The 23,595-nt window shown below is 51.8% G+C and carries 17 protein-coding genes; 10 read left to right on the forward strand and 7 right to left on the reverse strand.

What is annotated here, in order from left to right; all coding sequences use genetic code 11:
* Window positions 1-74: 74 nt before the first annotated feature.
* From ABXT62_RS08055 to ABXT62_RS08070, 4 genes are all read left to right on the forward strand, one after another.
* Window positions 75-353 carry an HU family DNA-binding protein gene (locus tag ABXT62_RS08055; protein ID WP_415358082.1) on the forward strand — a complete coding sequence of 93 codons (279 nt, stop codon included), beginning with the start codon at window positions 75-77 and terminating at the stop codon, window positions 351-353.
* 133 nt (window positions 354-486) lie between these two features.
* Window positions 487-2,358 (forward strand): SurA N-terminal domain-containing protein, encoded by a 1,872-nt coding sequence (locus ABXT62_RS08060; RefSeq protein ID WP_415358083.1) that lies wholly within the window; start codon window positions 487-489, stop codon window positions 2,356-2,358.
* Window positions 2,359-2,378: 20 nt separating this feature from the next.
* Window positions 2,379-3,578, forward strand: coding sequence for a phosphoglycerate dehydrogenase (locus tag ABXT62_RS08065; protein WP_415358084.1), 1,200 nt, complete (start codon window positions 2,379-2,381; stop codon window positions 3,576-3,578).
* A 17-nt stretch (window positions 3,579-3,595) separates the two neighbouring features.
* Complete coding sequence (locus tag ABXT62_RS08070) at window positions 3,596-4,135, forward strand: DUF1285 domain-containing protein (protein WP_415358085.1); 540 nt, start codon at window positions 3,596-3,598, stop codon at window positions 4,133-4,135.
* A gap of 31 nt (window positions 4,136-4,166) precedes the next feature.
* Here the strand turns inward: ABXT62_RS08070 and ABXT62_RS08075 are convergent, their stop codons facing one another.
* Window positions 4,167-5,819, reverse strand: a complete 1,653-nt coding sequence (locus ABXT62_RS08075) for an electron transfer flavoprotein-ubiquinone oxidoreductase (RefSeq protein ID WP_415358086.1) — start codon at window positions 5,817-5,819, stop codon at window positions 4,167-4,169.
* Between the two features lie 269 nt (window positions 5,820-6,088).
* On the opposite strand from ABXT62_RS08075, the gene ABXT62_RS08080 reads away from it, so the two are divergent.
* Complete coding sequence (locus tag ABXT62_RS08080) at window positions 6,089-6,841, forward strand: electron transfer flavoprotein subunit beta/FixA family protein (protein WP_415358087.1); 753 nt, start codon at window positions 6,089-6,091, stop codon at window positions 6,839-6,841.
* Window positions 6,838-7,767 (forward strand): electron transfer flavoprotein subunit alpha/FixB family protein, encoded by a 930-nt coding sequence (locus ABXT62_RS08085; RefSeq protein ID WP_415358088.1) that lies wholly within the window; start codon window positions 6,838-6,840, stop codon window positions 7,765-7,767. Before ABXT62_RS08080 ends, ABXT62_RS08085 begins: the two co-directional genes overlap by 4 nt.
* 57 nt (window positions 7,768-7,824) lie before the next feature.
* Here ABXT62_RS08085 and ABXT62_RS08090 read toward each other — a convergent pair whose 3' ends face one another.
* The 3 genes from ABXT62_RS08090 to ABXT62_RS08100 all read right to left on the reverse strand — a co-directional run bounded on the left by ABXT62_RS08090 (window position 7,825) and on the right by ABXT62_RS08100 (window position 11,181).
* A complete protein-coding gene (locus ABXT62_RS08090) occupies window positions 7,825-8,994 on the reverse strand; it encodes a cation:proton antiporter (protein WP_415358089.1) in 1,170 nt (389 codons plus the stop codon).
* Window positions 8,995-9,065: 71 nt separating this feature from the next.
* The gene (locus ABXT62_RS08095; RefSeq protein WP_415358090.1) at window positions 9,066-9,533 is read right to left on the reverse strand and encodes a DUF934 domain-containing protein; all 468 of its coding nucleotides are present in this window, start codon (window positions 9,531-9,533) and stop codon (window positions 9,066-9,068) included.
* Window positions 9,517-11,181, reverse strand: coding sequence for a nitrite/sulfite reductase (locus ABXT62_RS08100; protein ID WP_415358091.1), 1,665 nt, complete (start codon window positions 11,179-11,181; stop codon window positions 9,517-9,519). The genes ABXT62_RS08095 and ABXT62_RS08100 overlap by 17 nt, the downstream gene beginning before the upstream one ends.
* Window positions 11,182-11,400: 219 nt before the next feature.
* Between ABXT62_RS08100 and ABXT62_RS08105 the strand changes: the two genes are divergently transcribed.
* Entirely contained in the window at window positions 11,401-11,523 is a 123-nt protein-coding gene (locus ABXT62_RS08105; protein WP_415358092.1) for a hypothetical protein, read from the forward strand.
* Between the two features lie 27 nt (window positions 11,524-11,550).
* Here ABXT62_RS08105 and ABXT62_RS08110 read toward each other — a convergent pair whose 3' ends face one another.
* Window positions 11,551-11,793 carry a DUF2970 domain-containing protein gene (locus ABXT62_RS08110; protein WP_415358093.1) on the reverse strand — a complete coding sequence of 81 codons (243 nt, stop codon included), beginning with the start codon at window positions 11,791-11,793 and terminating at the stop codon, window positions 11,551-11,553.
* Window positions 11,794-11,805: 12 nt separating this feature from the next.
* The gene (metH, locus tag ABXT62_RS08115; RefSeq protein WP_415358094.1) at window positions 11,806-15,498 is read right to left on the reverse strand and encodes a methionine synthase; all 3,693 of its coding nucleotides are present in this window, start codon (window positions 15,496-15,498) and stop codon (window positions 11,806-11,808) included.
* Between the two features lie 175 nt (window positions 15,499-15,673).
* On the opposite strand from metH, the gene nfuA reads away from it, so the two are divergent.
* Window positions 15,674-16,249 (forward strand): Fe-S biogenesis protein NfuA, encoded by a 576-nt coding sequence (gene nfuA / locus ABXT62_RS08120; protein ID WP_415358095.1) that lies wholly within the window; start codon window positions 15,674-15,676, stop codon window positions 16,247-16,249.
* 43 nt (window positions 16,250-16,292) lie between these two features.
* On the opposite strand, the gene ABXT62_RS08125 is transcribed toward nfuA, so the two are convergent.
* Window positions 16,293-17,363: a 3-deoxy-7-phosphoheptulonate synthase gene (locus ABXT62_RS08125; protein WP_415358096.1), complete on the reverse strand. Its 1,071-nt coding sequence runs from the start codon at window positions 17,361-17,363 to the stop codon at window positions 16,293-16,295.
* 158 nt (window positions 17,364-17,521) lie between these two features.
* Between ABXT62_RS08125 and ABXT62_RS08130 the strand changes: the two genes are divergently transcribed.
* A complete protein-coding gene (locus ABXT62_RS08130) occupies window positions 17,522-20,212 on the forward strand; it encodes a PD-(D/E)XK nuclease family protein (RefSeq protein ID WP_415358097.1) in 2,691 nt (896 codons plus the stop codon).
* On the forward strand, window positions 20,209-23,574 hold the full coding sequence (locus ABXT62_RS08135; protein ID WP_415358098.1) for a UvrD-helicase domain-containing protein: 3,366 nt from the start codon (window positions 20,209-20,211) through the stop codon (window positions 23,572-23,574). Before ABXT62_RS08130 ends, ABXT62_RS08135 begins: the two co-directional genes overlap by 4 nt.
* Window positions 23,575-23,595 lie beyond the last annotated feature (21 nt).

The following is a 23,595-nucleotide window of genomic DNA, read 5'->3' on the forward strand; positions in this document are numbered from 1 at the left end:
TTATTAAAGGCTGCACTCCGTGTTACTTAAAGGTAACATACAACGTCTAGGCTTTAACCTTCAAGGGGATAATCGTGAATAAAACTGAACTGATTGACGCAATCGCAACGGCAGCTGACCTACCAAAAGCTTCCGCTGGTCGTGCACTGGACGCAGTGCTGGATAGTATTACTAATGAGCTGAAAAATGGGGAGCAGGTTGCTCTCGTGGGTTTTGGCACTTTTATTGTCAAGCATCGTAATGCTCGCAGTGGCCGTAACCCTCAAACAGGCGCTACCATTCAAATTGCGGCGTCTAATGTTGCCAGTTTCAAGGCCGGCAAGGCGTTGAAGGATGCCGTAAACGACAAATAGACAGGGAGTGCGGTCGTAGGTCGTCTAGTGGCTTACGATAGCATCTAGTGTCGCCGAGTTGGCGGCATATGGCTTTAACGAAAGGCGCACGCTCACGTGCGCTTTTTTTGTTTATTTTTTGCGAGTATTATTCATGCTTCAGGACATACGTCAGCATACACAGGGCACGGCCGCCAAGATTATCATAGGCATGATCGTGATCTCGTTTGCATTTTTTGGTATTCAGTCCATTTTAGTGAGTGGCGGAGATAATGAAATTGCCGATGTTAACGGCGAACTGATATACCCTCAGCAATTACAGCAAGCTTTGGACACACAAAAGCGCCGTTTGATTTCTATGATGGGTGATCAGTTCGATCCTGCAATGCTTGATGATGAGCGTCTTGCACCCCAGGCCCTTGAGTCACTGGTTAGTCGTATATTGTTGATGCAATCAGCGCTGGCTTTGAAACTTGTCATATCAGAAAACGACATCGGTGCTGTCGTTGCGGGTATGGAACAGTTTCAGATTGATGGGAAATTCTCGCCCGCTGTGTATAAGAGTGTGCTTTCCAGTGCGGGCTATACCCCCAGTTATTTTAAACAGAGTCTGAGTGAGGATATGCTTCTCTCGCAACTGCGTAGTGGAATTGCAGGTAGCGAATTTGTGACGTCTTCAGAGCTAGCGCTGAACTCCCATCTAATCTTGGAACAGCGTGATCTGCATTTTTTCACCATACCGCTAGAGAAATTTTCTTCGCTTTCGCCGCCTACAGACAGTGAGATTGATTCCTATTATGCGGATCATCAAGAGGAGTTCCGGACTCAAGAGTCGCTAGATATTGATTACCTGGAGCTGACGCTCGACGATTATCGTCAACCTGTGAACGAGGCTGATATCCTGGGGGCCTATGAACAGGCTAAGCAGGAGCTTCAGTACCAAACACAAAATCGTGTGTCCCATATTCTCTTCGAGGCTGACGGTGATAGTGACGTGCAGCAACGTGTCGCAGTTGCGCAGGAGAAGCTCTCTGCCGGGATAGCATTTTCTGATGTCGCTAAGGAGCTGTCCGACGACATTGGTTCCGCAGATAAGGGAGGAGACTTGGGATATACCAGTGGTGATGCCTTCCCCGGAGAGATGGAGGCTGTGATCGCCCAGCTGGAGCCGGGGGCTGTCTCGACGCCTCTAGAAACGTCCGCAGGGACTCATTTGATTTTGGTGACAGAACGCAAGCAAGGCGAAGCGCCTAGCCTTGATGATATGCGCCTAGCGCTCGAAAATACCATTCAAGAAGACGACGCGCGGGTCACGTTACTGCTTACCGTGGAGACCCTCAGGGACTTGTCATTCAATGCAGAAAATCTACGGAATCCTGCAAAAGAGCTCGATCTTGTGGTTAAGCAAGCCGATGCGGTTACGCGCGCAGAAGCTGAAGGGTTGTTCTCCAACCCCTCTCTGTTAAGTGCGGCCTTTTCTGACGACGTATTGTCAGCGGGGAATAACAGCGAAGTGATTGAGCTGGCCGGAGACAATTTTGTTGTGCTAAGTGTCCGCAAGCATAACGTGCCAGAGACAAAAGCGTTGTCAGCTGTGCGAGGGCAGGTTGTGGCTTCGCTGGTCGAAGAAAATGCTCGATTAGCAGTGTTGTCTGAAGCTAATCGTGCGCTGCAGGAGTTGCAAGGCGGCCTTGCCGCAGAACAGTTCACGGACGCTAACGAATATAACTTGAACGTTGAACTGGGAGTCCAGCGACGCGATACCGTGCTGTCCTCTGAAGTCCTAGGACGGACTTTCCAATTACCGCGACCGACTGGCGGCGCTACATCGATCGATTTTGTATTGATGCCGAACGGCGATGCGGTCGTGATTGAATTGTTGAGCGTAACCGCTGGTGAGTTCAAGTCCTTGCCGAGCCAAGAGCAAGAACAGTTTCAGCAGCTACTAGCTGCTGAAGCAGGACGTTTAATCAATAGCGAGTACCAGCGTGGATTGCGCGAACGCGCCAAAATATCGATTCTGTAAATCTTTTCTCCGAGGAAGACATGCCAAAAAAGATACTGACGCTAAACCAGATGTCGCTCAAGGGCCTGGAGCGGCTTCCTCGCGACTGTTATGAGGTCGCAACCGAGTTCGCACATCCAGATGCGATACTATTGCGCAGCTACAAGCTTCAAGAGCCGGATATTGCAGCATCCGTTTTGGCTATAGCGCGCGCTGGTGCTGGTGTGAATAATATTCCGGTGGCAGCCTGTACCGGTCGAGGTATCCCCGTATTTAACTCCCCTGGAGCTAATGCTAACGCCGTTAAAGAGTTGGTGGCTACAGGCCTATTGCTCGGTTCACGTGGTGTTATCGACGGCATTGATTATGTTCGCACACTGCATGATATTCAGGACGAAGGCGAACTGAATAGAATGCTTGAGGATCATAAAAAGAAATTCAAAGGAAGTGAGTTGGTCGGTAAGACGCTAGGAGTCGTAGGGCTTGGCGCTATCGGATCCTTGGTTGCGGAGATGGGATTAACCTTGGGTATGAAGGTTATCGGTTTTGATCCAGCCCTGTCTGTGGAGGCTGCATGGCGATTGTCCAGCCAGGTTCTAAAGGCCGACACCTTGTCGGCTTTGTTCGCACGATGTGACTACATTAGTCTACATTTGCCCGTCCTGGATTCAACTCGGGGGTTGGTCAATGCAGAATTGTTAGGTGTCATGCAACCTGGAGCTTGTCTGCTTAACTTTGCACGGCAAGAGATTGTAGATCACACGGCACTATTACAATCACTGGACAACGGCCAATTGCGTAAATACATCGCTGATTTTCCGACGCCAGCTCTGATTCCCCGTGATGATGTGATTCTAATGCCGCATATTGGGGCGAGTACGGATGAGGCCGAAGAAAACTGTGCCATCATGGCCGCTGAGCAGTTGCGCGACTTCCTTGAAAACGGCAACATTCGTAACTCGGTCAATTTCCCGGCTTTGCAGCTGGAGCGTGTAAGCGGTTGTCGTTTATCGCTGACCAATGAGAATATTCCCAAGGTTCTCGGCAATGTCCTCTCTATTTTGGCCGACGAAAACATTAATGTTATCGACATGTTAAATAGGAGTCGCGATGAGCTCGCGTATAATCTGATTGATATTGGCACGCGACCTGAGACCGCTGTGTTAGAAAAAATGCGCGCATTGGATGGCGTTATCAACGTCCGCCTGATCGGAGACGGCCCTAGCCTCTCCGGTCATTAGAGGCCACAGGTCAAAACATGAAAGCGCCACTTGAATCTCTGGAAACCCAAGTCAAATCCGGTCGAGATTATGAGTCCCCGCCACTGCATCTGTGGCACCCGTCCTTAAGTGGTGATATTTCGATTCGTATTGATGCGCAGGGCGACTGGTATCACGACGGCTCTAAAATCGAGCGTCAGTCGCTTGTCAACCTGTTCGCGAGCATTCTCAGACGTGAAGAAGACAGCCAATACTACCTGGTAACCCCTACTGAGAAGTGGCGTATCGAGGTTGCCCTGCACCCTCTGTTTATTATCGATTTCGATGTTCAGATGGTGGAGGGTGTGCAATACCTGAAGGCGACGTTAAATACTGGCAGGGAGATTATGGTGGGTGAGGAGTTCCCACTGTTTCTTGACTCCACCGTTGGAGATATAGCGGCAATGACGCTCGCTCATGGACTCACCGCGCTGTGCGCACGCTCTGCCTGGTATAGGTTGGTGGCGCTGGCGACCACAATCGATGGAACTGAGGTTATCGCGTCTGGGACCTATACCTTCAAGCTTGGAGCCGGCTAAAGGTCAATATCCATGTCGTCATGTAAGGCGGCTACATATTGGGGTAATTAGGTCCTCCAAAGCCCTCTGGTGTTACCCAGACAATGTTTTGTGATGGATCCTTGATATCACAGGTCTTGCAGTGCACGCAGTTCTGGGCGTTGATTTGGAAGCGCTGACCTGCGGCGTCTTCGACGATCTCATAGACACCGGCTGGGCAATAGCGCTGTGCCGGCTCATCGTAGAGAGGCAAATTCTTTGCGATAGGGACATTGGGGTCAATGAGCGTGAGATGGCAAGGCTGATCCTCTTCATGGTTAGTGTTAGACAAGAAAACCGAGGACAGACGATCGAAGCTGATGGTGTTATCAGGCTTTGGATATACAATTTTTTTACATTCTGCGGCAGGTTTCATCGCTGCATAATCTGGCCTAGCATCATTAAGGGTGAAGGGCAGTTTGCCGCCAAAGATATTTTGGTCAATCCACACCATGCCTGCCCCGGCTAAAAGGCCGAATTTGTGCATGAAACCAGAAAAATTACGGGTAGTATAAAGTTCTTCATGCAGCCAGGAAGCAGCTGTTTTCTGCGCATAGGACTGCAGGTCTGCGGGAGCGGAATCTCCCTGACTAAGCGCCTCAAACACCGCCTCTGCAGCGAGCATGCCGCTCTTCATTGCGGTGTGGTTGCCCTTGATTTTAACGCTGTTCAATGTTCCCGCATCACATCCTATGAGCAGCCCCCCCGGGAAGTGCATTTTAGGTAAGGAGTTGAACCCACCTTTTGTAATCGCGCGGGCACCATAGATTAGACGGGTACCCCCCTCGAGATATTTGACGGTCTCAGAGTGATGTTTCCAGCGCTGGAACTCTTCGAAAGGGCTCATATGTGGATTGCTGTAGTTCAGGTCAGCGATCAGGCCTATGTATACTTGGTTGTTCTCGGCGTGGTACATGAACGCCCCCCCGCTGGAATTACTTTCACTCAGCGGCCAGCCAAGGCCATGAATAACGAGTCCTTCTTCATGGTTCTCAGGGGGAATTTCCCATATTTCCTTAATGCCGATGCCATAGTGTTGAGGGTCCTTGCCATCATCTAGCGAAAACATCTCAATCAGTTGCTTCCCGAGATGTCCGCGGCAACCTTCGGCAAATAAGGTATATTTTGCATGCAGCTCCATGCCCGGCATGTAGCTGTCTTTATGCTCGCCGGCAGCACTGATACCCATGTCACCTGTAGCGATACCCTTGACCCGTCCGTCCTCATGATAGAGGATCTCGGCCGCAGCGAACCCGGGATAGACCTCTACCCCCAGTCCTTCAGCCTGCTCTGCCAGCCAGCGGCAGACGTTGCCCATGGAGACAATGTAATTGCCTTCATTGTGAGTTGGCTTGGGGATCATAAAATTTGGCAGCTTGATGGCACTCTTTTGGCTCAGGTAGAAGAAAAACTTGTCACCTTTTACCTTGGTTTTGATCGGCGCAGCCAACTCTTCCCAATTGGGGAAGAGTTCATTGAGTGCACGGGGTTCGAGCACTGCACCGGACAGTATATGGGCTCCGACCTCTGAGCCTTTTTCGACGACGCAGACGGTTATTTCTTGGTCTTTTTCCTTTGCCAGCTGCATAATCCGACAGGCTGCGGATAAGCCTGAGGGGCCAGCGCCTACGATTACAACATCGAACTCCATTGATTCACGTTCCACTGCGCTGTCCTCTTGTTGTCATTCTGGGGCCGGTGTCTTGGCCCGATCTCTGGAAGGTTCGTAAGTATATAATTTTTAACGATTAGAAACTATAAACGTGGTGAATAGAGGAAATACAGCGCAAGATTGATGCTGGGCCCTTTGACAGCTTTTATGGGTCTTGACCCCGCGCATATTTATGGGCAACATACCCCGCCAAGCTAGCTAGGGCTTAGTGCTACGTAACGCTAATGCCACTTCAAACCACCTGAAAAATCTATGGAGAATCCATGAAGGTTCTTGTTGCCGTTAAGCGAGTTGTTGATTACAACGTCAAAGTCCGCGCCAAAGCCGATGGTACTGATGTTGATCTCAATAACGTCAAGATGTCTATCAACCCATTTTGCGAAATTGCTGTCGAAGAGGCAGTGCGCCTGAAGGAGGCCGGCATTGCTACCGAAGTTATCGCCGTTTCTGTTGGCAGCAAAAGCTGCCAAGAGCAGATACGTACCGCATTGGCGCTTGGTGCTGATCGAGGCATACAGGTCGAAACTGAGGGCAAAGTGGAGCCGCTAGTTGTCGCCAAATTGTTAAAAGCGGTTGTTGATAAAGAGCAGCCGCAGTTAGTCATCCTGGGCAAGCAGTCCATTGATGGCGATAATAATCAGACGGGGCAAATGCTGGGCGCGTTGGCGAATATGGGCCAGGGCACTTTTGCTTCCAAAGTCGTCGTTGAGGGCGATAAGGTTAATGTCATCCGTGAAATTGACGGTGGTTTACAGACAGTCAGTCTTAATCTGCCCGCTATAGTCACGACCGACCTTCGTCTTAACGAGCCGCGTTATGCCTCGTTACCTAACATTATGAAGGCTAAGAAGAAGCCACTGGATGTCTATACGCCTGATGATTTGGGTGTTGCGGTGACGTCCCATATCACTCAGATAAAAGTGGAGGCACCAGCAGAGCGTAAGGCTGGCATCAAGGTGAAGGATGTGGAAGAGTTGGTCGATAAACTGAAGAACGAGGCGAAGATAATATCATGAGTACTCTGGTAATTGCGGAACACGACAACAATAGCCTGAAGGTGTCCACCCTCAACGCTGTGGCTGCGGCTCAGGTTATGGGCGGTGAGATTGATATACTGGTAGCGGGTGCCAACTGTGGTGCGGTCGCCACAGCGGCTGCGGCTGTTCCAGGGATTGGTAAGGTGCTGGTCGCCGACAATGCAGTCTATGAGCATCAGCTCGCTGAGAACGTTAGCCTGTTGATCGCCGAGGTTGCGGCCGGCTACGACAATATATTGGCTCCCGCCACGCCAAACTGTAAGAATTTTTTACCGCGGGTAGCGGCTCTGCTGGATGTTGCACAGATCTCTGATATTACGTCGGTAGAATCCGCTGACACCTTTCAGCGGCCTATCTATGCCGGTAACGTTATAGCCACAGTGCAGAGTTCTGATGCCAAGAAGGTGATTACAGTGCGCACCACCGCGTTCGACGGTGTGGCTGCCGAGGGTGGGTCCGCTGTTATTGAAGCGCTGGATGCGGTGCATGACGCAGGTACATCTTCCTTCGTAGGAGAGGAGGTTGTGGTATCCGAACGTCCTGAACTGACAGCTGCCTCGATCGTTATTTCCGGTGGTAGAGGCATGCAAAACGGTGAAAACTTCAAGCTACTTGATGGCATTGCCGACAAGCTTGGTGCCGCGATTGGTGCCTCGCGAGCGGCGGTTGACGCAGGGTTTGTTCCCAATGATATGCAGGTTGGCCAGACCGGTAAAATCGTAGCCCCTGACTTATATATAGCGGTTGGCATTTCAGGCGCGATTCAGCATTTGGCGGGCATGAAGGACTCCAAAGTGATTGTGGCGATTAACAAGGACGAGGACGCGCCTATTTTTCAGGTAGCGGATTACGGCCTAGTAGCAGATCTGTTTGATGCATTGCCTGAGTTGGAAGCACAACTTTAGGCAACATACCATCTTTGCCAAAACCGGCCTTCGCGGCCGGTTTTTTTTCGTCTTTAATTAGTCCCGCCGCAGATGATCTGAGATCGCAATAGGGGTAGGGTAGTTCAGTACTACGATATAAGAGGACACTAGAAGCGTAATAATCGTAGTGGCCTGAATCAACAGAGAGGCCTGCTCGGATATGAGGGCCCCACCGATGGCCACGTAAGCGATAAGCAGGGAGAACTCGCTCGCCTGCCCCAGCCGGAAGCCTAGATCCCACCCCATGCTACGTTCTTCACTCACGCCTTTTAACAAGTAGCGGTACACCACCGGTTTCAGGCATAGCACCAACGCGGAAAGTAATATGGCGGGGACGAGTACCTGGTACAGCAGGGCAAGATTGAACCTAGCGCCTACAGAGAAAAAGAATAGAATTAGGAAAAAGTCACGCAATGGCTTCAAGTTGATTGCGATGTACTGGGAAATCGGACTCGTCGCAATTGTGACGCCTGCAATAAAGGCACCGATTTCAGCCGAAAGTCCCAGAGCGCTAGCAGCCTCTGCCATTCCAAGACACCAGCCTATCGCTAAAAGAAAAATATATTCGTGAAAGCTATCGAAGCGGGTGATCAGCGGTAGCAACACAAAACGCACGATTAATAATGCAGCTCCAGCCAGTAGAGGGAGGCTTAGTAGAGAAACCGTCAGCGTGGTGCCCATGCTGTCGCCTGAATTAGCACTCAGTAAAACCATAAGTACAATAATGGCCAGAAGATCCTGCAACAATAAGAGACCAATCATCAGTTCGCCGATGTGGCGATGGTGTAGAACGGTCGTGGGTAGGAGCTTGATACCTATGATGGTTGACGAGAACATCATTGCCGCACCAATAACAAGGCTATCGATGATGGAGTATCCGAAGAGGTACGCCACCGCGCACCCGCCCAATAGGAAAATACACGAGCTGAACACTGCAACCACTACGGACTTTCGCAGGGTCACCCACAAGGCTTGTGGCTGCATATCCAGGCCAAGCAGGAACAGAAGAAAAATAATACCTACATGGCCGATATCTGTGAGCAGGTCGAGGTCGGTGACCAAGGATAAGCCATAGGGTCCAATGCAGGCACCTAACGCGATGTACGCAATAATCAGGGGTTGACGAGTGTACAGGGCCAAGGAGGCGAATACGGCTGCCCCAGTGAATATCAGGAAAAATGAAAAGGTAATGCTACTGAAGTCCATTTGTCGTGCTTCCGCCTTAGCCTAATTGTCAGTGTAAACAAACCCGCGGCAGATAGAAACGTAGGAGATGTTTATGACCGGCGGCGAAAAAGTGGAAGCGGCTGGTCGATGGCGGCTTGGTAGTGTTCAGTAAAATCCCTCAGGCTTGTCAGGGCCGCATTTAGATCTGAATCATCTGCCATCTGAAAAGCATCGAAGCCACAACGCTGCAGGTAGGTTAGCTGATCGCGGATAAAGTGTCCGCTGGCACGCAGTTCACCCTGGTAGCCATGTTCGCGCGCGTCACGTGCGTACGAGAACCCTCGGCCATCGGTAAAAACAGGGAAATTAATCACTAATAAGTCAATTTTCTCGAGGGCGTCGAACAGAGGAGTAGGTTCCTGGCCGGGCTCCAATTGTACCGCACTGCCATCTTTGTCGGCGAGATCTTGCCATTGTTCGAGGCTGCAAATCTGGCCATGTTCTGGCACCGAGCAGTCTGGATCTAAAGGCTGCCATGTGTCGTCGATGATGTTGCCATGCTTAATAAGCCTGCGCATATGCTCGCTCCTTGAACGGGTGGATCCCTACACGACGGTAGGTATCGAGAAAGCTCTCGTCTTCTTCGCGCAATGTCACATAGGTGGAAAGGATCCTGTCGATGACCTCTGGGACATCTTTTTGTTTGAACGATGGCCCTAAAATCTTACCGATAGACGCATCTTTTGCCTGATTACCACCCAAACAAATTTGATAAAACTCTTGGCCCTTTTTGTCTACCCCCAAAATGCCAATCTGACCAACATGATGGTGACCACAGGCATTCATACAGCCACTGATATTGAGCTCCAGTGGCCCGAGGTCATAGACATAGTCCAGATCATCAAAGCGTGTCTGGATGGCCTCTGCGATCGGGAGTGACTTGGCGTTTGCCAGCGAGCAGTAGTCGCCGCCGGGACAACAAATAATATCAGTGAGGTATCCAATATTTGGGGTGGCTAATCCTGCTACTTGCAGTCTTTGCCAGAGTGCGTAGAGGGCAGAAACTTGAACGTCTCCCAACACCATATTTTGTTGGTGTGTACTTCGAATCTCACCGAAGGAGTACAGGTCTGATAGCTCCGCGAGCAGTTCGAGTTGTTCGGCCGTGATGTCTCCTGGTGCGAAGCCTGTTGCTTTTAGTGATAGCGTGACTATCCGATAACCCGGCAAACGGTGGTCTTGAGTATTTCGCGTGATCCAATTAGCGAAGATCGGATCTCGCGTGCAATCTTGTTCGAGATCAAACATGGCCAGAGTGCTGTCTAGTGCCAGGTAACTAGGGTCACGGAAGAATGATCGAGCCCTTATTATTTCTTCCTCAGTGAGGGTGGATGGGCCATCCTTTAGTGCAGTCCACTGTTGCTCCACCGCCTCTCGAAAGGCATCGATACCCATGGCCCTAACCAAAATCTTAATACGTGCTTTGTACTTGTTATCTCGACGCCCGTGTTGGTTATAGACTCGCAGGACCGCCTCTAGGTAGGTCAGCAAATGCTTTTTGTCCAGCCATTCACAGATGACAGAGCCAATTGCGGGTGTGCGTCCCAGACCGCCACCGACAAGAATTTTAAGACCGATTTCGCCGTCGTCATCGGCTACCAGCTCGATCCCAATATCGTGATAGTGGATGGCGGCACGGTCCTGAGTGGAGCCGCACACCGCGATTTTAAATTTTCGTGGCAGGAAGGCAAATTCGGGATGCAAAGTCGACCACTGTCGAATGATTTCACAATAGGGGCGGGGATCCTCCAGTTCATCAGAGGCGACCCCTGCGAATTGGTCAGTGGTGGTATTGCGAATACAGTTGCCGCTGGTTTGAATGGCATGCATCTGCACCGTCGACAGCTCGGCAAGGATGTCGGGAACTTCCTCCAGCAGAGGCCAGTTCAACTGCACATTTTGTCGCGTGCTGATGTGGACATAACCTTTATCATAGGTTCTGGAAATATCGGCTAATTTGCGCAACTGGCTACTGTTCATCAGGCCGTAGGGTACGGCGATCCGCAGCATCGGAGCCAAGCGCTGCAGGTACAGGCCGTTTTGTAGGCGTAGAGGTAAAAACTCCCCATCAGTAATCTCGCCAGCCAGAAAGCGGGTGGTTTGATCGCGAAACTGGGCTACGCGCTCATCAATAATCTTCTGGTCATGTTGGTCGTAAACGTACATCTACAGTTCCTGAATCTATGCGGGAATACCATCGATCGGCAGTCTAAAGTGAGCTACTTTATCAGAAAAATGGGCCCAATAAATAGTCATAATATTCATAAGGTTAGATTCAACAATTACGAGTTTGTGTGAATTGAACCGCGGTGCGCTAAGTGCTTGGGATTACTGCGATTGCTGTTATAATGCCACTCCAATACACACATTTTTCTGGAGTAAGTAATGTCTGACCCCTTAAATTCAGAGCGCGACGAAGATGGCGTTGTCGACGCTACTGCGGTGACCGCGGTCATTGCCATTGCGGTCTTCGCTATGTACCTGTGGCTGTCCGGCATGCCCTCCTAATGCGTTTAAAGAAGCGATCTGGGCGCTTTAGCTAGCAGCGCCTGTCACCACCATCTGAACAACAGTCACTACGGAGCCAATAAATAGCAGGGTAAATACTACGCCGGCTGCAACAAATATACCTATATGGCCCTGTTTGAAGTCACGCTCCCTGTTTTTACTACTCTGCACCCCCAATGCCGCAGCAAGTACGCTTCCGATAACCTGGAATGGATTCAGTTTTTGCTTATCATGCTGGGTATCGGAGGGGTCGTGATCGTTATCACCCATACAATACTCCTATTAATAGTTTAGGTTCGGACGCAGCCAGCGCTCTGTAACGTCGATGGATTCATTTTTACGAAGGGCAAGGTCTTCCACTTGGTCCTTGCCAATTTTCCCCACCGCAAAGTAACGAGACTCTGGGTGAGAAAAGTAGAAGCCGCTGACCGACGATGCAGGCGTCATAGCGAAATTCTCCGACAGGCTCACATCACAAGCGTTCGTGGCATCCAGTAGCTTAAATAGTGCGGCTTTTTCAGTATGGTCTGGACACGCTGGATAGCCAGGTGCCGGGCGAATGCCCTTATAGCCTTCACTGATTAATTCCTGCGTGCTGAGTGACTCGTCGGAATCGTAACCCCATAGTTCGCGGCGCACCAGACGGTGCAAGTATTCAGTAAAAGACTCAGCCAAACGATCGGCCAGTGACTTTAATAGAATACTGTTGTAATCATCATGTTGCGCCTCGAATTCAGCGGCTAATGTGTCAACACCGTGGCCAGCCGTAACGCAAAAACCGCCTATGTAGTCTTTGGCCTGCCCGTCAACGGGTGCGACGAAGTCAGCAAGGGAGGCATTTGGCTTGCCGCCTTGTTTTTCTGTTTGTTGCCTTAGGTGGTGGAGAGCCGCAATGACGTCACTACGCGACTCGTCTGCATAGACAGAAAGCTCGTCAGGCCCCGTTCTGGCGCAAGGCCAAAACCCCACAACCGCTTTGGCAATCAGCAGGTTTTCGTCAACAATACGCGTCAACATGACCTGTGCATCTTGATACAGCTCGCGCGCTTGCTCGCCGACAATTTTGTCGTCTAGTATTTTGGGAAATTTTCCTGCCAGTTCCCACGTTATAAAGAACGGTGTCCAGTCAATCGTATCCACGAGTTGCTCCAGTGGAAAATTGTCATACACTCGGGTGCCAATGAATGTGGGGCGGGGGGGCTGGTAGGTCTGCCAATCAAGCTGTAGCCCATTTGCCACTGCTGCTGGATAAGCGATTTCGCGCTCGCGGGGCTTGCGGTTAGCGACACGCTCGCGCACTACGATATATTCATCATGGAGATCGCTAACAAACTTAGTCTTAGCCAAGCCAAGCAGCTGCGTTGCAACGGCGACACTGCGCGAAGCATCGGGGACGTACACAATCACATCCCTGTCATACTGGGGATCAATTTTGACCGCCGTGTGCGCCTTGGAAGTTGTCGCACCGCCAATCATAAGCGGCACATTGATTTCCAGACGTTGCATCTCACTAGCAACATGTACCATTTCGTCTAGGGAAGGTGTAATTAATCCACTGAGACCTATGATGTCGACATTTTCATCCTTGGCGACCTGAAGAATCTTTTCACACGGCACCATAACGCCGAGATCGATGACTTCGAAATTATTGCACTGCAACACAATGCCGACGATATTTTTGCCAATATCATGCACATCGCCTTTAACGGTCGCCATCAGTATCTTACCATTGGTGGAATTACCGCCGTCTTTTTCCAGTTCAATGTAAGGTTGTAGATGCGCCACCGCCTGTTTCATTACACGAGCGCTTTTCACTACCTGAGGCAGGAACATCTTGCCGTCGCCGAATAAATCACCGACGATATTCATGCCATCCATCAGCGGGCCTTCAATCACTTGAATAGGACGATCAAACTTTTGCCGGGCTTCCTCTGCATCCTCAACGATCCAAGTTGTAATGCCCTTGACCAGTGCATGGGCTAATCGCTTTTCTACGCTCTGCTCACGCCAACTCAGATCTTCGACCCGGGCCTCACCGCCGCCTGTTGAGCGATAGCGGTCAGCAACGTCCAGCAAGCGCTCTGTGCCATCATCTCGTCGGTTGAGGATGACGTCTTCTACTGCCTCACGTAAATCTTTGGGCAACTCATCGTAAACTGCCAGTTGACCTGCATTGACGATGCCCATGTCCATGCCAGCCTTAATCGCGTGATACAGGAATACCGAGTGAATAGCCTCGCGAACAGCGTCATTACCGCGGAAGGAGAAAGAGACATTGGAGACTCCACCGGACACCAGCGCTCCGGGTAACTCCGCCTTAATGTAGCGCGTGGCTTCTATGAATTCGACTGCGTAGTTGTTGTGTTCTTCTATACCCGTAGCGACCGCAAATATATTGGGATCAAAGATGATGTCATTCGGATTGAAATTGAGCTCGCCAACGAGCAGGTCATAGCAGCGTTTGCAGATGTCCTTGCGTCGCTGCAGGTTGTCTGCTTGACCATTTTCATCGAAAGCCATTACCACCACGGCGGCACCATATTGCTGGCACAGTTTGGCTTGAGTGAGAAATTCTTCTTCTCCGGCTTTAAGGCTGATTGAATTGACCACCGCCTTGCCCTGTATGCACTTTAGACCAGCTTCAATGACATTCCATTTGGATGAGTCCACCATAATAGGCACTCGAGAAATGTCTGGCTCAGAGGCGACCAAATTAAGAAAGGTCACCATGGCTGCTTCAGAGTCAAGCATGCCCTCGTCCATGTTGATATCAATAATTTGTGCGCCATCTTCCACTTGTGCGCGCGCCACCGCGAGTGCGTCGTCATAGTAGCCATCAAGTATCAGGCGTTTGAATTTTGCAGAGCCAGTGACATTGCAGCGCTCACCGATATTAATAAAGAGGCTGTCTGCTTGAATATTAAAGGCTTCCAAGCCGCTCAAGCGGCAGGCTGGCTTAAGTTTGGGTAGTGCGCGCGGTTTCATGCCCTCGCACGCGTGCGCGATAGCGCGGATATGGGCAGGGGTGGTGCCGCAGCAGCCCCCGGCTAGATTGAGAAAACCACGTTCCGCGAACTCTCGGTAGTCCTTTTCCATGATCTCCGGCGTCTCGTCGAACTCTCCAAACGCATTGGGCAGGCCAGCATTAAGATGTGCACTGAAATAGCAGTCGGATACATTGGATAAGTCTTCTATGAACGGGCGCACTTCCTGGTAACGTCGACCACAGTTACTGCCGATGATTAAAGGCTGTGCGTGTGCCACTGCATTCCAGAATGCCTCTGGATTTTGCCCTGATAATATCCGCCCGCTAATGTCGGGGAAGGTCACTGAAATCATTAACGGCAATTCCTGCCTCAACTCTTCGAAGACTTCCTTAACAGCGAAGATCGCAGCCTTGGCATTAAGCGCGTCAAAAATGGTCTCGATCAAAATGAGATCAGCACCGCCGGCAATCAGTGCACGGGTTGAGTTGGCGTAATCAGCGCGCAAGGCATCAAAACTGATACTGCGAGCGCCCGGATCGTTCACATCGGGAGAAATAGAGGCTGTTTTTGGAGTTGGTCCAAGCACGCCGGCTACAAAGCGAGGCTTGTTGGGCGTTTTTGCAGTAATTTCGTCCGCCACTTTGCGGGCAATTTTGGCGGATTCGAGATTCTGTTCTGACGCGAGATGGCCAAGGTCGTAGTCCCCTTGTGCGACGGCCGTGCTGCCGAAGGTATTGGTTTCTATGATATCGGCTCCGGCTTCCAGAAACTGCCGGTGTATTTTGGCGATAATATCGGGCCGCGTGAGACTGAGCAGTTCGTTGTTGCCTTTAACGTCGGACCCGTGGTCAGTAAAGCGTTCTCCACGATAGTCAGATTCAACCAGGTTTTCTGATTGAATCATCGTGCCCATCGCACCGTCGATGATCACAATCCGCTGTTTTAGGATTTGTTCCAGTAACCCCGGAGCGGTTTTTTGAATCGCCATTAGACTGCCTTTTCCATGTTGTTAAAGCGGTTGTAAGCGGTTGCCTGAACGCGCTAAAAAGGGCGTTATATTAACAGGTTGTCACCTCTTTTTACGACCACTATCAGGTATGGCTCACACTTTTGGCACAACTTTGCTATAATTACTGTGTAAATGACTTGGAATCGATTATCCCATGATTACCATTACTGAATCGGCACAAGATTACCTGGCAGAATTGTTGTTAAAGCAGGATGGGGCGCTTGGTGTGAGGGTGTTTATCAACCAACCTGGGACGGCACGAGCCGAAACCTGTATTGCGTACTGTCGGGAAGCCGACCTGGATGAGAGTGATGAGGTTGTAGAATTGGCGAAGTTCAAGGTCTGGTATGAGGGGCGTAGCATTCCCTTCCTCGAAGATGCACTCGTCGATTACTCCAAGGATCGGATGGGTGGTCAACTGACCATCAAGGCCCCTAACGCAAAGCTGCCGAGGGTCAATGACGATAGTTCGTTAGAAGATCGGGTGAATTACGTCTTGTACAATGAGGTCAACCCGGCGCTAGCGTCTCACGGGGGGGAAGTGAGCTTGGTAGAAATTACCGACACTATGGTTGCAATACTGCAGTTCGGTGGCGGGTGCCAGGGTTGCAGTGCGGTGGATCAGACCCTCAAGGGTGGCGTGGAAAAAACCCTACTGGAGCAAATTCCACAGCTGACGGGTGTGCGAGATACTACCGACCACAGCGACACTTCACAGGCCTATTACTGAGCTAACTTTCTGCCCAGCCTTAGGGCTGCCTGCCGCAAGGATTTTAGCAGCGCGCAACCAGAGCGGCTTTTAGCGTATCACGCATGGCCCGCAGGCTAGCCTCCGTAGTTGCCCAATCGATACAGCCATCGGTGACGGACACGCCGTATTTTAAGTCGTCAAGGTTTGCCGGAATATCCTGATTCCCGGCATGTAGATTGCTCTCTATCATCAGTCCGATAATCGATGTGTTACCTTCCAGAATCTGATTGGTCACGTTCTCTACCACCGACGGCTGTAGTTCAGGTTGCTTGCTGGAGTTGGCGTGACTGCAGTCGACCATGATATTCTTAGAGACTCCGGCTTTAGCCAACGCATCTTCGCAAAGTTTGATGTTCATCGAGTCATAGTTAGGACCAGCGGTTCCGCCGCGCAGGACGATATGGCCGTAGGCATTACCCCGTGTGGTGAATACTGAAACCTGCCCCTGCCCATTAATGCCCAGAAAGCGATGGGCCTTGGCTGCTGAATGGAGTGCATTGGTGGCGACGGTCAGGCCACCGTCGGTGCCGTTCTTGAATCCGACCGCACTGGATAGGCCACTGGCCATTTCACGATGGGTTTGCGATTCAGTGGTGCGGGCCCCGATGGCTGTCCAACTGATTAAATCCTGTAAATATTGTGGGGAAATCGGATCCAATGCCTCGGTAGAGGTCGGCAGGCCGATCTCCAAGATATCCAAGAGCAATTTACGAGCAATGTGCAAGCCCTCCTCAATCCTAAAGGAGTCATTGAGGTGGGGATCGTTAACTAAGCCCTTCCAGCCGACAGTGGTACGAGGTTTCTCAAAGTAGACACGCATGACAATATAGAGCGTATCTGAAAGTTCGTCGGCCAGTATTTTCAGGCGACGGGCATATTCCAGAGCGGCACTAGGATCATGAATGGAGCAGGGCCCCACCACCACAAAAACACGAGGGTCCTGACGATCCAAAATGTCCTCGATCACTTTGCGACTGGCTGCAAGCGTGTCGTGAATTGAGTCTGACATCGGCAGGGCTGACTTCAACAGCTCAGGCGTAATCAGTATGTCCTGCGAGTCGACATTGATATTGTGAACATCGATGTTGCTCATCGTTGGTTACCTGATAAAGTGATTCCAGCTATTTTCAAGCTAGAGGGGTCCGGATCGGGGTGATTACATCGAACCGACCTCGGGCGCGGAATTTTATAGTAGTCCCAGGGCTTTGTGTAGGCATCATAGGCACTTAAACCGTGTCTCAGGAGAGTAAATTGGCCCAAGGCCTCTACGATATTACCCCGCTTGAGCCATTTATTAGGGAAGGCTGCGCACTGCTAACGCCTAACTACCGTTTGGCCAGACGTATCAAAGCCGAGTGGGATGCTCAGCGTATGGCAGCCGGAGAGCAGGTATGGGAGCCTCTTACGGTGCAGCCGTTGGAGAGTTGGCTGTTGGGGCAATGGGAGTTGGCTGTCAATCTGGACCTTTTGCCGCCCATTATGCCCCTTGACCCGAATCAGACTCTGGAGCTTTGGCGGCAGGTAATTTGCGAGCAGGCAGAGCAGTCCCCGGACTATCACCTGTTGCGCCCTGACGCCGCGGCACAGATTGCCAGTCATGCGCGCGATACTTTACAGCGATGGCAGGTCGATATGAATGATCGGGGACTGCGCCAATCTTTCGCATTAGACCAGGATTGCGGCACTTTCCTTCAGTGGTTAGTAATGTTTGAACGACGTTTGAGTGCGCAAAGCCAATGCACGCCCATTGATTGTCTGACGCAATTGCTGAGTATCACGGGGCAACTCCCGGTCGCTCGAGTGGCACTGATAGAATTTGAAGACATTACTCCACTAGAACACTCGGTGCTCGAGTCACTTGGAGCGAGCGTTAGCAGATTTAGCGCCGTCTCACAGCACGCGAAATGCCTTGCGCATTCCTTTAGTGACAAGCGGGCGGAGTTAGGGGCAGTTGCAAACTGGGCGGCTAATCTTCACCACGCTGATCCGAAGGCGACTATTGGCATCGTGCTAGGCGACATGGGTGGAGACAGAATTCCGCTCGAGTACCTGTTACGACGCGAGTTTGACTGTCTCGGCAATAATTACACGAGTTTGCCGGTGAATTTTTCTACCGGCATCGCTCTTGGCCAGGCGCCTCTCGTGCGTGACGCCTTATCAACGCTAGGAATGGGCCTGCAGCACACGACAGTGCACGCAGTTGTTCATGTGTTGCGTTCGCGATTCCTCGCTCTACCCGATGCGCAAAGTGCGCTGGCGCACTGTTTTGTGACCTCGCTTTATAAAGAGGGCAGCGAGAGACTGCTAATTGCTGACTTGCGTTACGCGGCAGCCAACGTGAGCTTGGGTGAGGAAAGGGGGCTGGTACTGGCGCGGTACTTGCGTGCCCTGTCTGAAATGAGAGAGTTGCGCCCGGCAGCGTTGCCCTCGCGGTGGGTTGAACACTTCAGCAACATACTGTCTCTGTTTGGTTGGCCGGGCAATCAAGGACTGGATTCTCTGGAGTACCAGCAACTGGAACTGTGGCAGCGGACCCTCGAAGAGTTTAAGACCTTTGATTCGGTCTGCGAAACGATGCATTACGCTGAGGCATTACAGTTGCTGCGTGATTGTTGTCATCGACAGATATCTCAACCGCAAACTGAAGATAGCCCGATTCAAGTGCTAGGGCCTCTGGAGGCAGCGGGGCTCGCTTTTGAGCATTTATGGCTGACCGGTATGCAAGGGACAAGTTGGCCAGCTTCTCCGCGTCCTAATCCGTTTATCCCGGTTTTTTTACAGACACAATTGCAGATGCCCCATGCTACCCCAGAGCGTGAATGGGCCTTCAGCGAATCGCTGGTGAGTGGCTATGCAAGCGCCTGCCAGACAATGCGTGCTAGCTACTGTCGTCAGATTGATGGGGTTCCGGAGTTGCCCAGTGCATTGCTGAGCAGCTTTGCAGTTGAGGCGATCGCGGAGCCATCACCCGTCTCAGGCCACTGGGCGAAAGCGCACAGCGCAGGCGTGCTGGAAACACTGCGCGATTCGATAGCCCCCGCCTTGGGCGCAGAGGGTCAATCCGCAATCAAGGGGGGCAGTGGTCTACTGGAGGACCAGTCACAGTGTCCTTTTAGAGCGTTTGCACGACATCGGCTGAAGGTCGAGCCATTGGGTACATTTACTCTCGCTTTGTCAGCCGCTCAGCGTGGCTCGTTACTGCACGATGCACTTTATGCGCTTTGGGGCGAGATTGATGATTACGCAGCACTACAGGCATTGGACACGTTGACGGAGGAACAGGCCGTCGTGCGAGCGGTCCAGTCCGCTATAGACGCAGCCCCCGTGAGGCAGCGACGACGACTCGGTGAAGCTTACTGGCGATTAGAGTCTCGGCGATTAGTTTCATTACTGCATGAATGGCTTGAGGTGGAACGTCAACGCAGCACATTTGCAGTAGTACAACGAGAGCAAGACGTTACGTTGGAGTTGGCGCACCTCAAGATTCGCCTGCGCGTGGATCGTGTTGATCAGCTGCCCGATGGCTCTCGTGTGATCATTGATTACAAATCGGGTAAAAGCAAAGTACAAGATTGGCTAGGTGAAAGACCCGCCAAACCGCAGCTTCTGTTGTACAGTATAGCGGAACCCGGCAGGGCTGCAGCGTTGGCATTTGCCCAGGTTCGTCCGCGTGATTGTCGATACATTGGGCTTGGCGAGGTGGAAGCAGCAAGTGGTATCAGTACCGATATTCCACGTGCGGTGAAGGCGCAGATGGATGCGCAGGATTGGATCTCCCTGAATGCGCGCTGGCGAGAAAATCTTGAGGCCCTCGCGAATGGGTTTATAACGGGCGAAGCACAGGTTGATCCCCTCGGTTCAACCACCTGCACCTGGTGTGGATTACAGCCTCTGTGCAGAGTCGATGCGCAGCGGGGAATAGTGGAGTTCGAACTAGAATGAACGGTGTCATCGATGCGCCAGCCCGCGCGGCGGCAATAGACCCCACGCGCAGTTTTTGTGTCAGTGCTCCGGCCGGATCGGGTAAAACTGAATTATTAATTCAGCGTTATCTGAGTTTGCTGCCTAGAGTTCGGCGTCCCGAGCAAGTGCTGGCGATAACATTTACCCGCAAGGCGGCGGCGGAAATGCGCGAGCGGGTGATGACGGCGTTGCAGTCTGCCCGAGAGGGGACTCCCTGCGATAGTCCACACCAGCAGGTGACACGGTCACTCGCCGAACAGGCGCTGCAGGCCGATGAGGACTGCGGTTGGCACCTGCTGCGCGATGTCTCCCGCTTCAATATTAAAACAATCGACAGTTTTTGTGCGGGGCTCACCCGGCAGATGCCTGTTCTGAGCCAGTTTGGTGGTCAGGCCGACGTTGTCGGCGATGCTTCACAGCTTTATTGTGAGGCGGTAGTAGAGTTGTACAAGCTGTTAGACGAAGACCATCCTCTGGCCGCTGATCTTGCGGCGTTGCTACTGCATTTTGACAATCATTGGGAGCGCTTACAGGAATTATTGGTTTCGATGCTGAGCCGCCGAGAACAGTGGCATGAATATATTAGAGTGCATTATGAGCCGGAAGCCTCTGGTGCCTATCTTATAGAGACAGTCGAGTCACTGGTACATGACGAGCTCGCTGCGCTGGCGTCTTTATTGGTGCCTTACGAGGCTGGCTTGCTGGAGCTGCTGCAATTTTCTGCGACTAACTTGTCGGAACCGGTACCATCCAATTTTCCTGGAACGTTAGCGGCTGATTTGTCCGGTTGGCGCAGTCTCAAAAATCTGCTTATGACGCAAGGCGGAAGCTGGCGCAAAAATATTACCAAGCGACAGGGCTTTCCCGCTGGCAAGGGTGAACTTGAGCAACGCAAAAAAGAGCTTAAATCCATGCTGATTGAGTTGCAGCAGTTAGACGGTTTGGAAGATCGTTTAGCGTCCGTCGGAATCCTGCCGGCGATCCAACAAGACAGCCTCTCCTGGCAACTGGTGTTACACCTGTCGCGGTTACTCCCGATGCTCGCAGCACAGCTTTTACTCGTTTTTCGCAAGCATGGTGTAGTGGATTATAGTCAGGTAACACAATCTGCTCTGCTGGCACTGGGGGAAGATGACGCACCCACAGAGTTGGCGCTGCGTCTCGATTATCAGATTGAGCATATATTGGTTGATGAATTTCAGGATACGGCCATTAATCAATATGAGGTTTTGCACAAGCTCACGCGTGGGTGGGGTGAGTACAACGCCGAAAATCCAGACGCCAACCGGACGTTGATGATCGTTGGCGACGGCATGCAATCTATCTACGGATTTCGTGGCGCGAACATCGGCCTGTTTCTAAAGGCTCGACAAGAGGGGTTTAACGGCGTGGCACTCCGGCATTTGGAACTGCGCAGCAACTTCCGTTCGGATAAAGGCCTGGTAGACTGGGTTAACCAGACGTTTAGTCAGGCCTTTCCCGCAAGTAATGATGTTGACCGGGCTCGGGTCAGCTACAGCTCAGCTAAGGCTGTGCGTGCGCAGGGACAACAGCGGCCTGTCGAGATGCAGGCTTTTAGCGGTGAGGACGCTCGTGCTCACGAGGTCGAGTATATCTGCGCGAGAATTGCAGAGTGTGTCGAAAACGGGCGCGATAGCATCGCCGTGCTGGGTCGAACCAGAAGCCATCTACAGCCAATCATCAAGCGTCTCAAACAATCAGGCGTCAGTTATAACGCGCCAGATTTGGATAGCCTAGCCAGCTCTCCTGTGATCGCTGACATGTTGACTCTCTGTCGCGCCCTCGCCAGTGACGCCGATCGACTGGCCTGGGTAGCGTTATTACGCGCGCCATGGTGTGGGCTGCAATTGGCTGATTTGTTGTCCGTTACCCGTTGTGGCGACGCGGCACCGCACAGCTCGGTCTGGTCGTGTCTGCACAGTGCTGAACTGCAACAGGTCATCAGTGATGACGCTAGTCTGCGATTACGGCACACGCTCCCAGTCCTTGCCGAGGCCAGAGCAAAACGTGATCGACTCGGATTGCGAGTGTGGGTCGAGCAGGCTTGGGTCGAGCTTGGCGGCCCCGCGTGTGCTGCGGAAGTCGAAGGCTTGGAGGATGCAGAAGATTTTCTACAGTTACTTGAGTTAGCGGAAGGAGAGGGCGTGGGCCTTGATGTTGATTGGCTAGTAGTACGCCTACAGAAACGGTATATGCGTGCAGGAGATCCGGACAGTAAAGTCAACCTGATGACGCTGCACAAAGCTAAGGGGCTGGAGTTTGACCGTGTCATTATTCCACAGCTAGACCGAGCTCCGCGTAGCGATGGCCGGGAAATACTACTCTGGGACGAGCACAGCGACGGGCAGGGCAACCGTTCCTTTTTACTCGCTGCTGACGATCACAGTGCGGATGATGCCCCGACGCTTTACAACTATCTTCGTGCACAGCGTCAGAAAAAATCGCTATTGGAGGCGACTCGCCTTTTGTACGTGGGCACGACACGCGCAGTGAGCCACCTTCTACTGACGTGGAGCTTCCAGTATGAGGAAAAAACCGGGTTGCCTCGTGAACCGTCAAAGCAAACCTTGTTGAGCCCCGTATGGAACACCGTGCGACATCAGATGACGGTTCATGAGTGTCCCACTGCGCTGATCGCTTCCAGTTCAGTAACAAGCGAACGTCTATTGACGCGACTGCGACGTGATACTAAACACGCGAAAACAGTTTTTTCCTACCCGACTTCAGCCCTAGACATTACAGATATTCCCTCGCGCTATGACAACCATGTCGAGCGCAGTATTGGCACGGTCGTGCACCTTGCACTCGAGCAATTATCCGCTCGCGCAGTTCTCCCCATAGAGATCAGCGCCCAAGATCGGCGACGTTGGCGAATGACACTGCAGCAAAAAGGTTTGTCGGGCGGTGTACTTGAGGGCGCGCTTAAGCAGGTTGTGAGTTCTTTAACTCAATCACTGCAAGTCGCTAGTAGCGGGCGATGGGTATTATCCAATGACCACATTGATGCACGCAGTGAATGGCCACTGACGGTGGTTGACGAGCGCGGTCGCCTCCGTGACATTATCATAGATCGTAGTTTTGTCGACAATGTGACAGGCGAACGCTGGATTGTGGATTACAAAAGCAGTCGACCTACTCCAGAAGAGACTCTGCATGTTTTTGCAGCAAGAGAAAACGCAACTTATTTAGAGCAGTTGCGATGTTATCGCGATGCGCTGAGAGGGCTGGTAACGGAACCACTGCGCTGCGCTTTATTTTTTACTGCTCTGGGGTATCTGCATGCTATGCCTGAATTGGATTTGCCCGCCGTCAAGCGCTAAGCGGCGGCGGGCAATTTTAGG

Source organism: Halioglobus sp. Uisw_031 (assembly GCF_047729875.1).
Taxonomy (GTDB): Bacteria; Pseudomonadota; Gammaproteobacteria; order Pseudomonadales; family Halieaceae; genus Marimicrobium.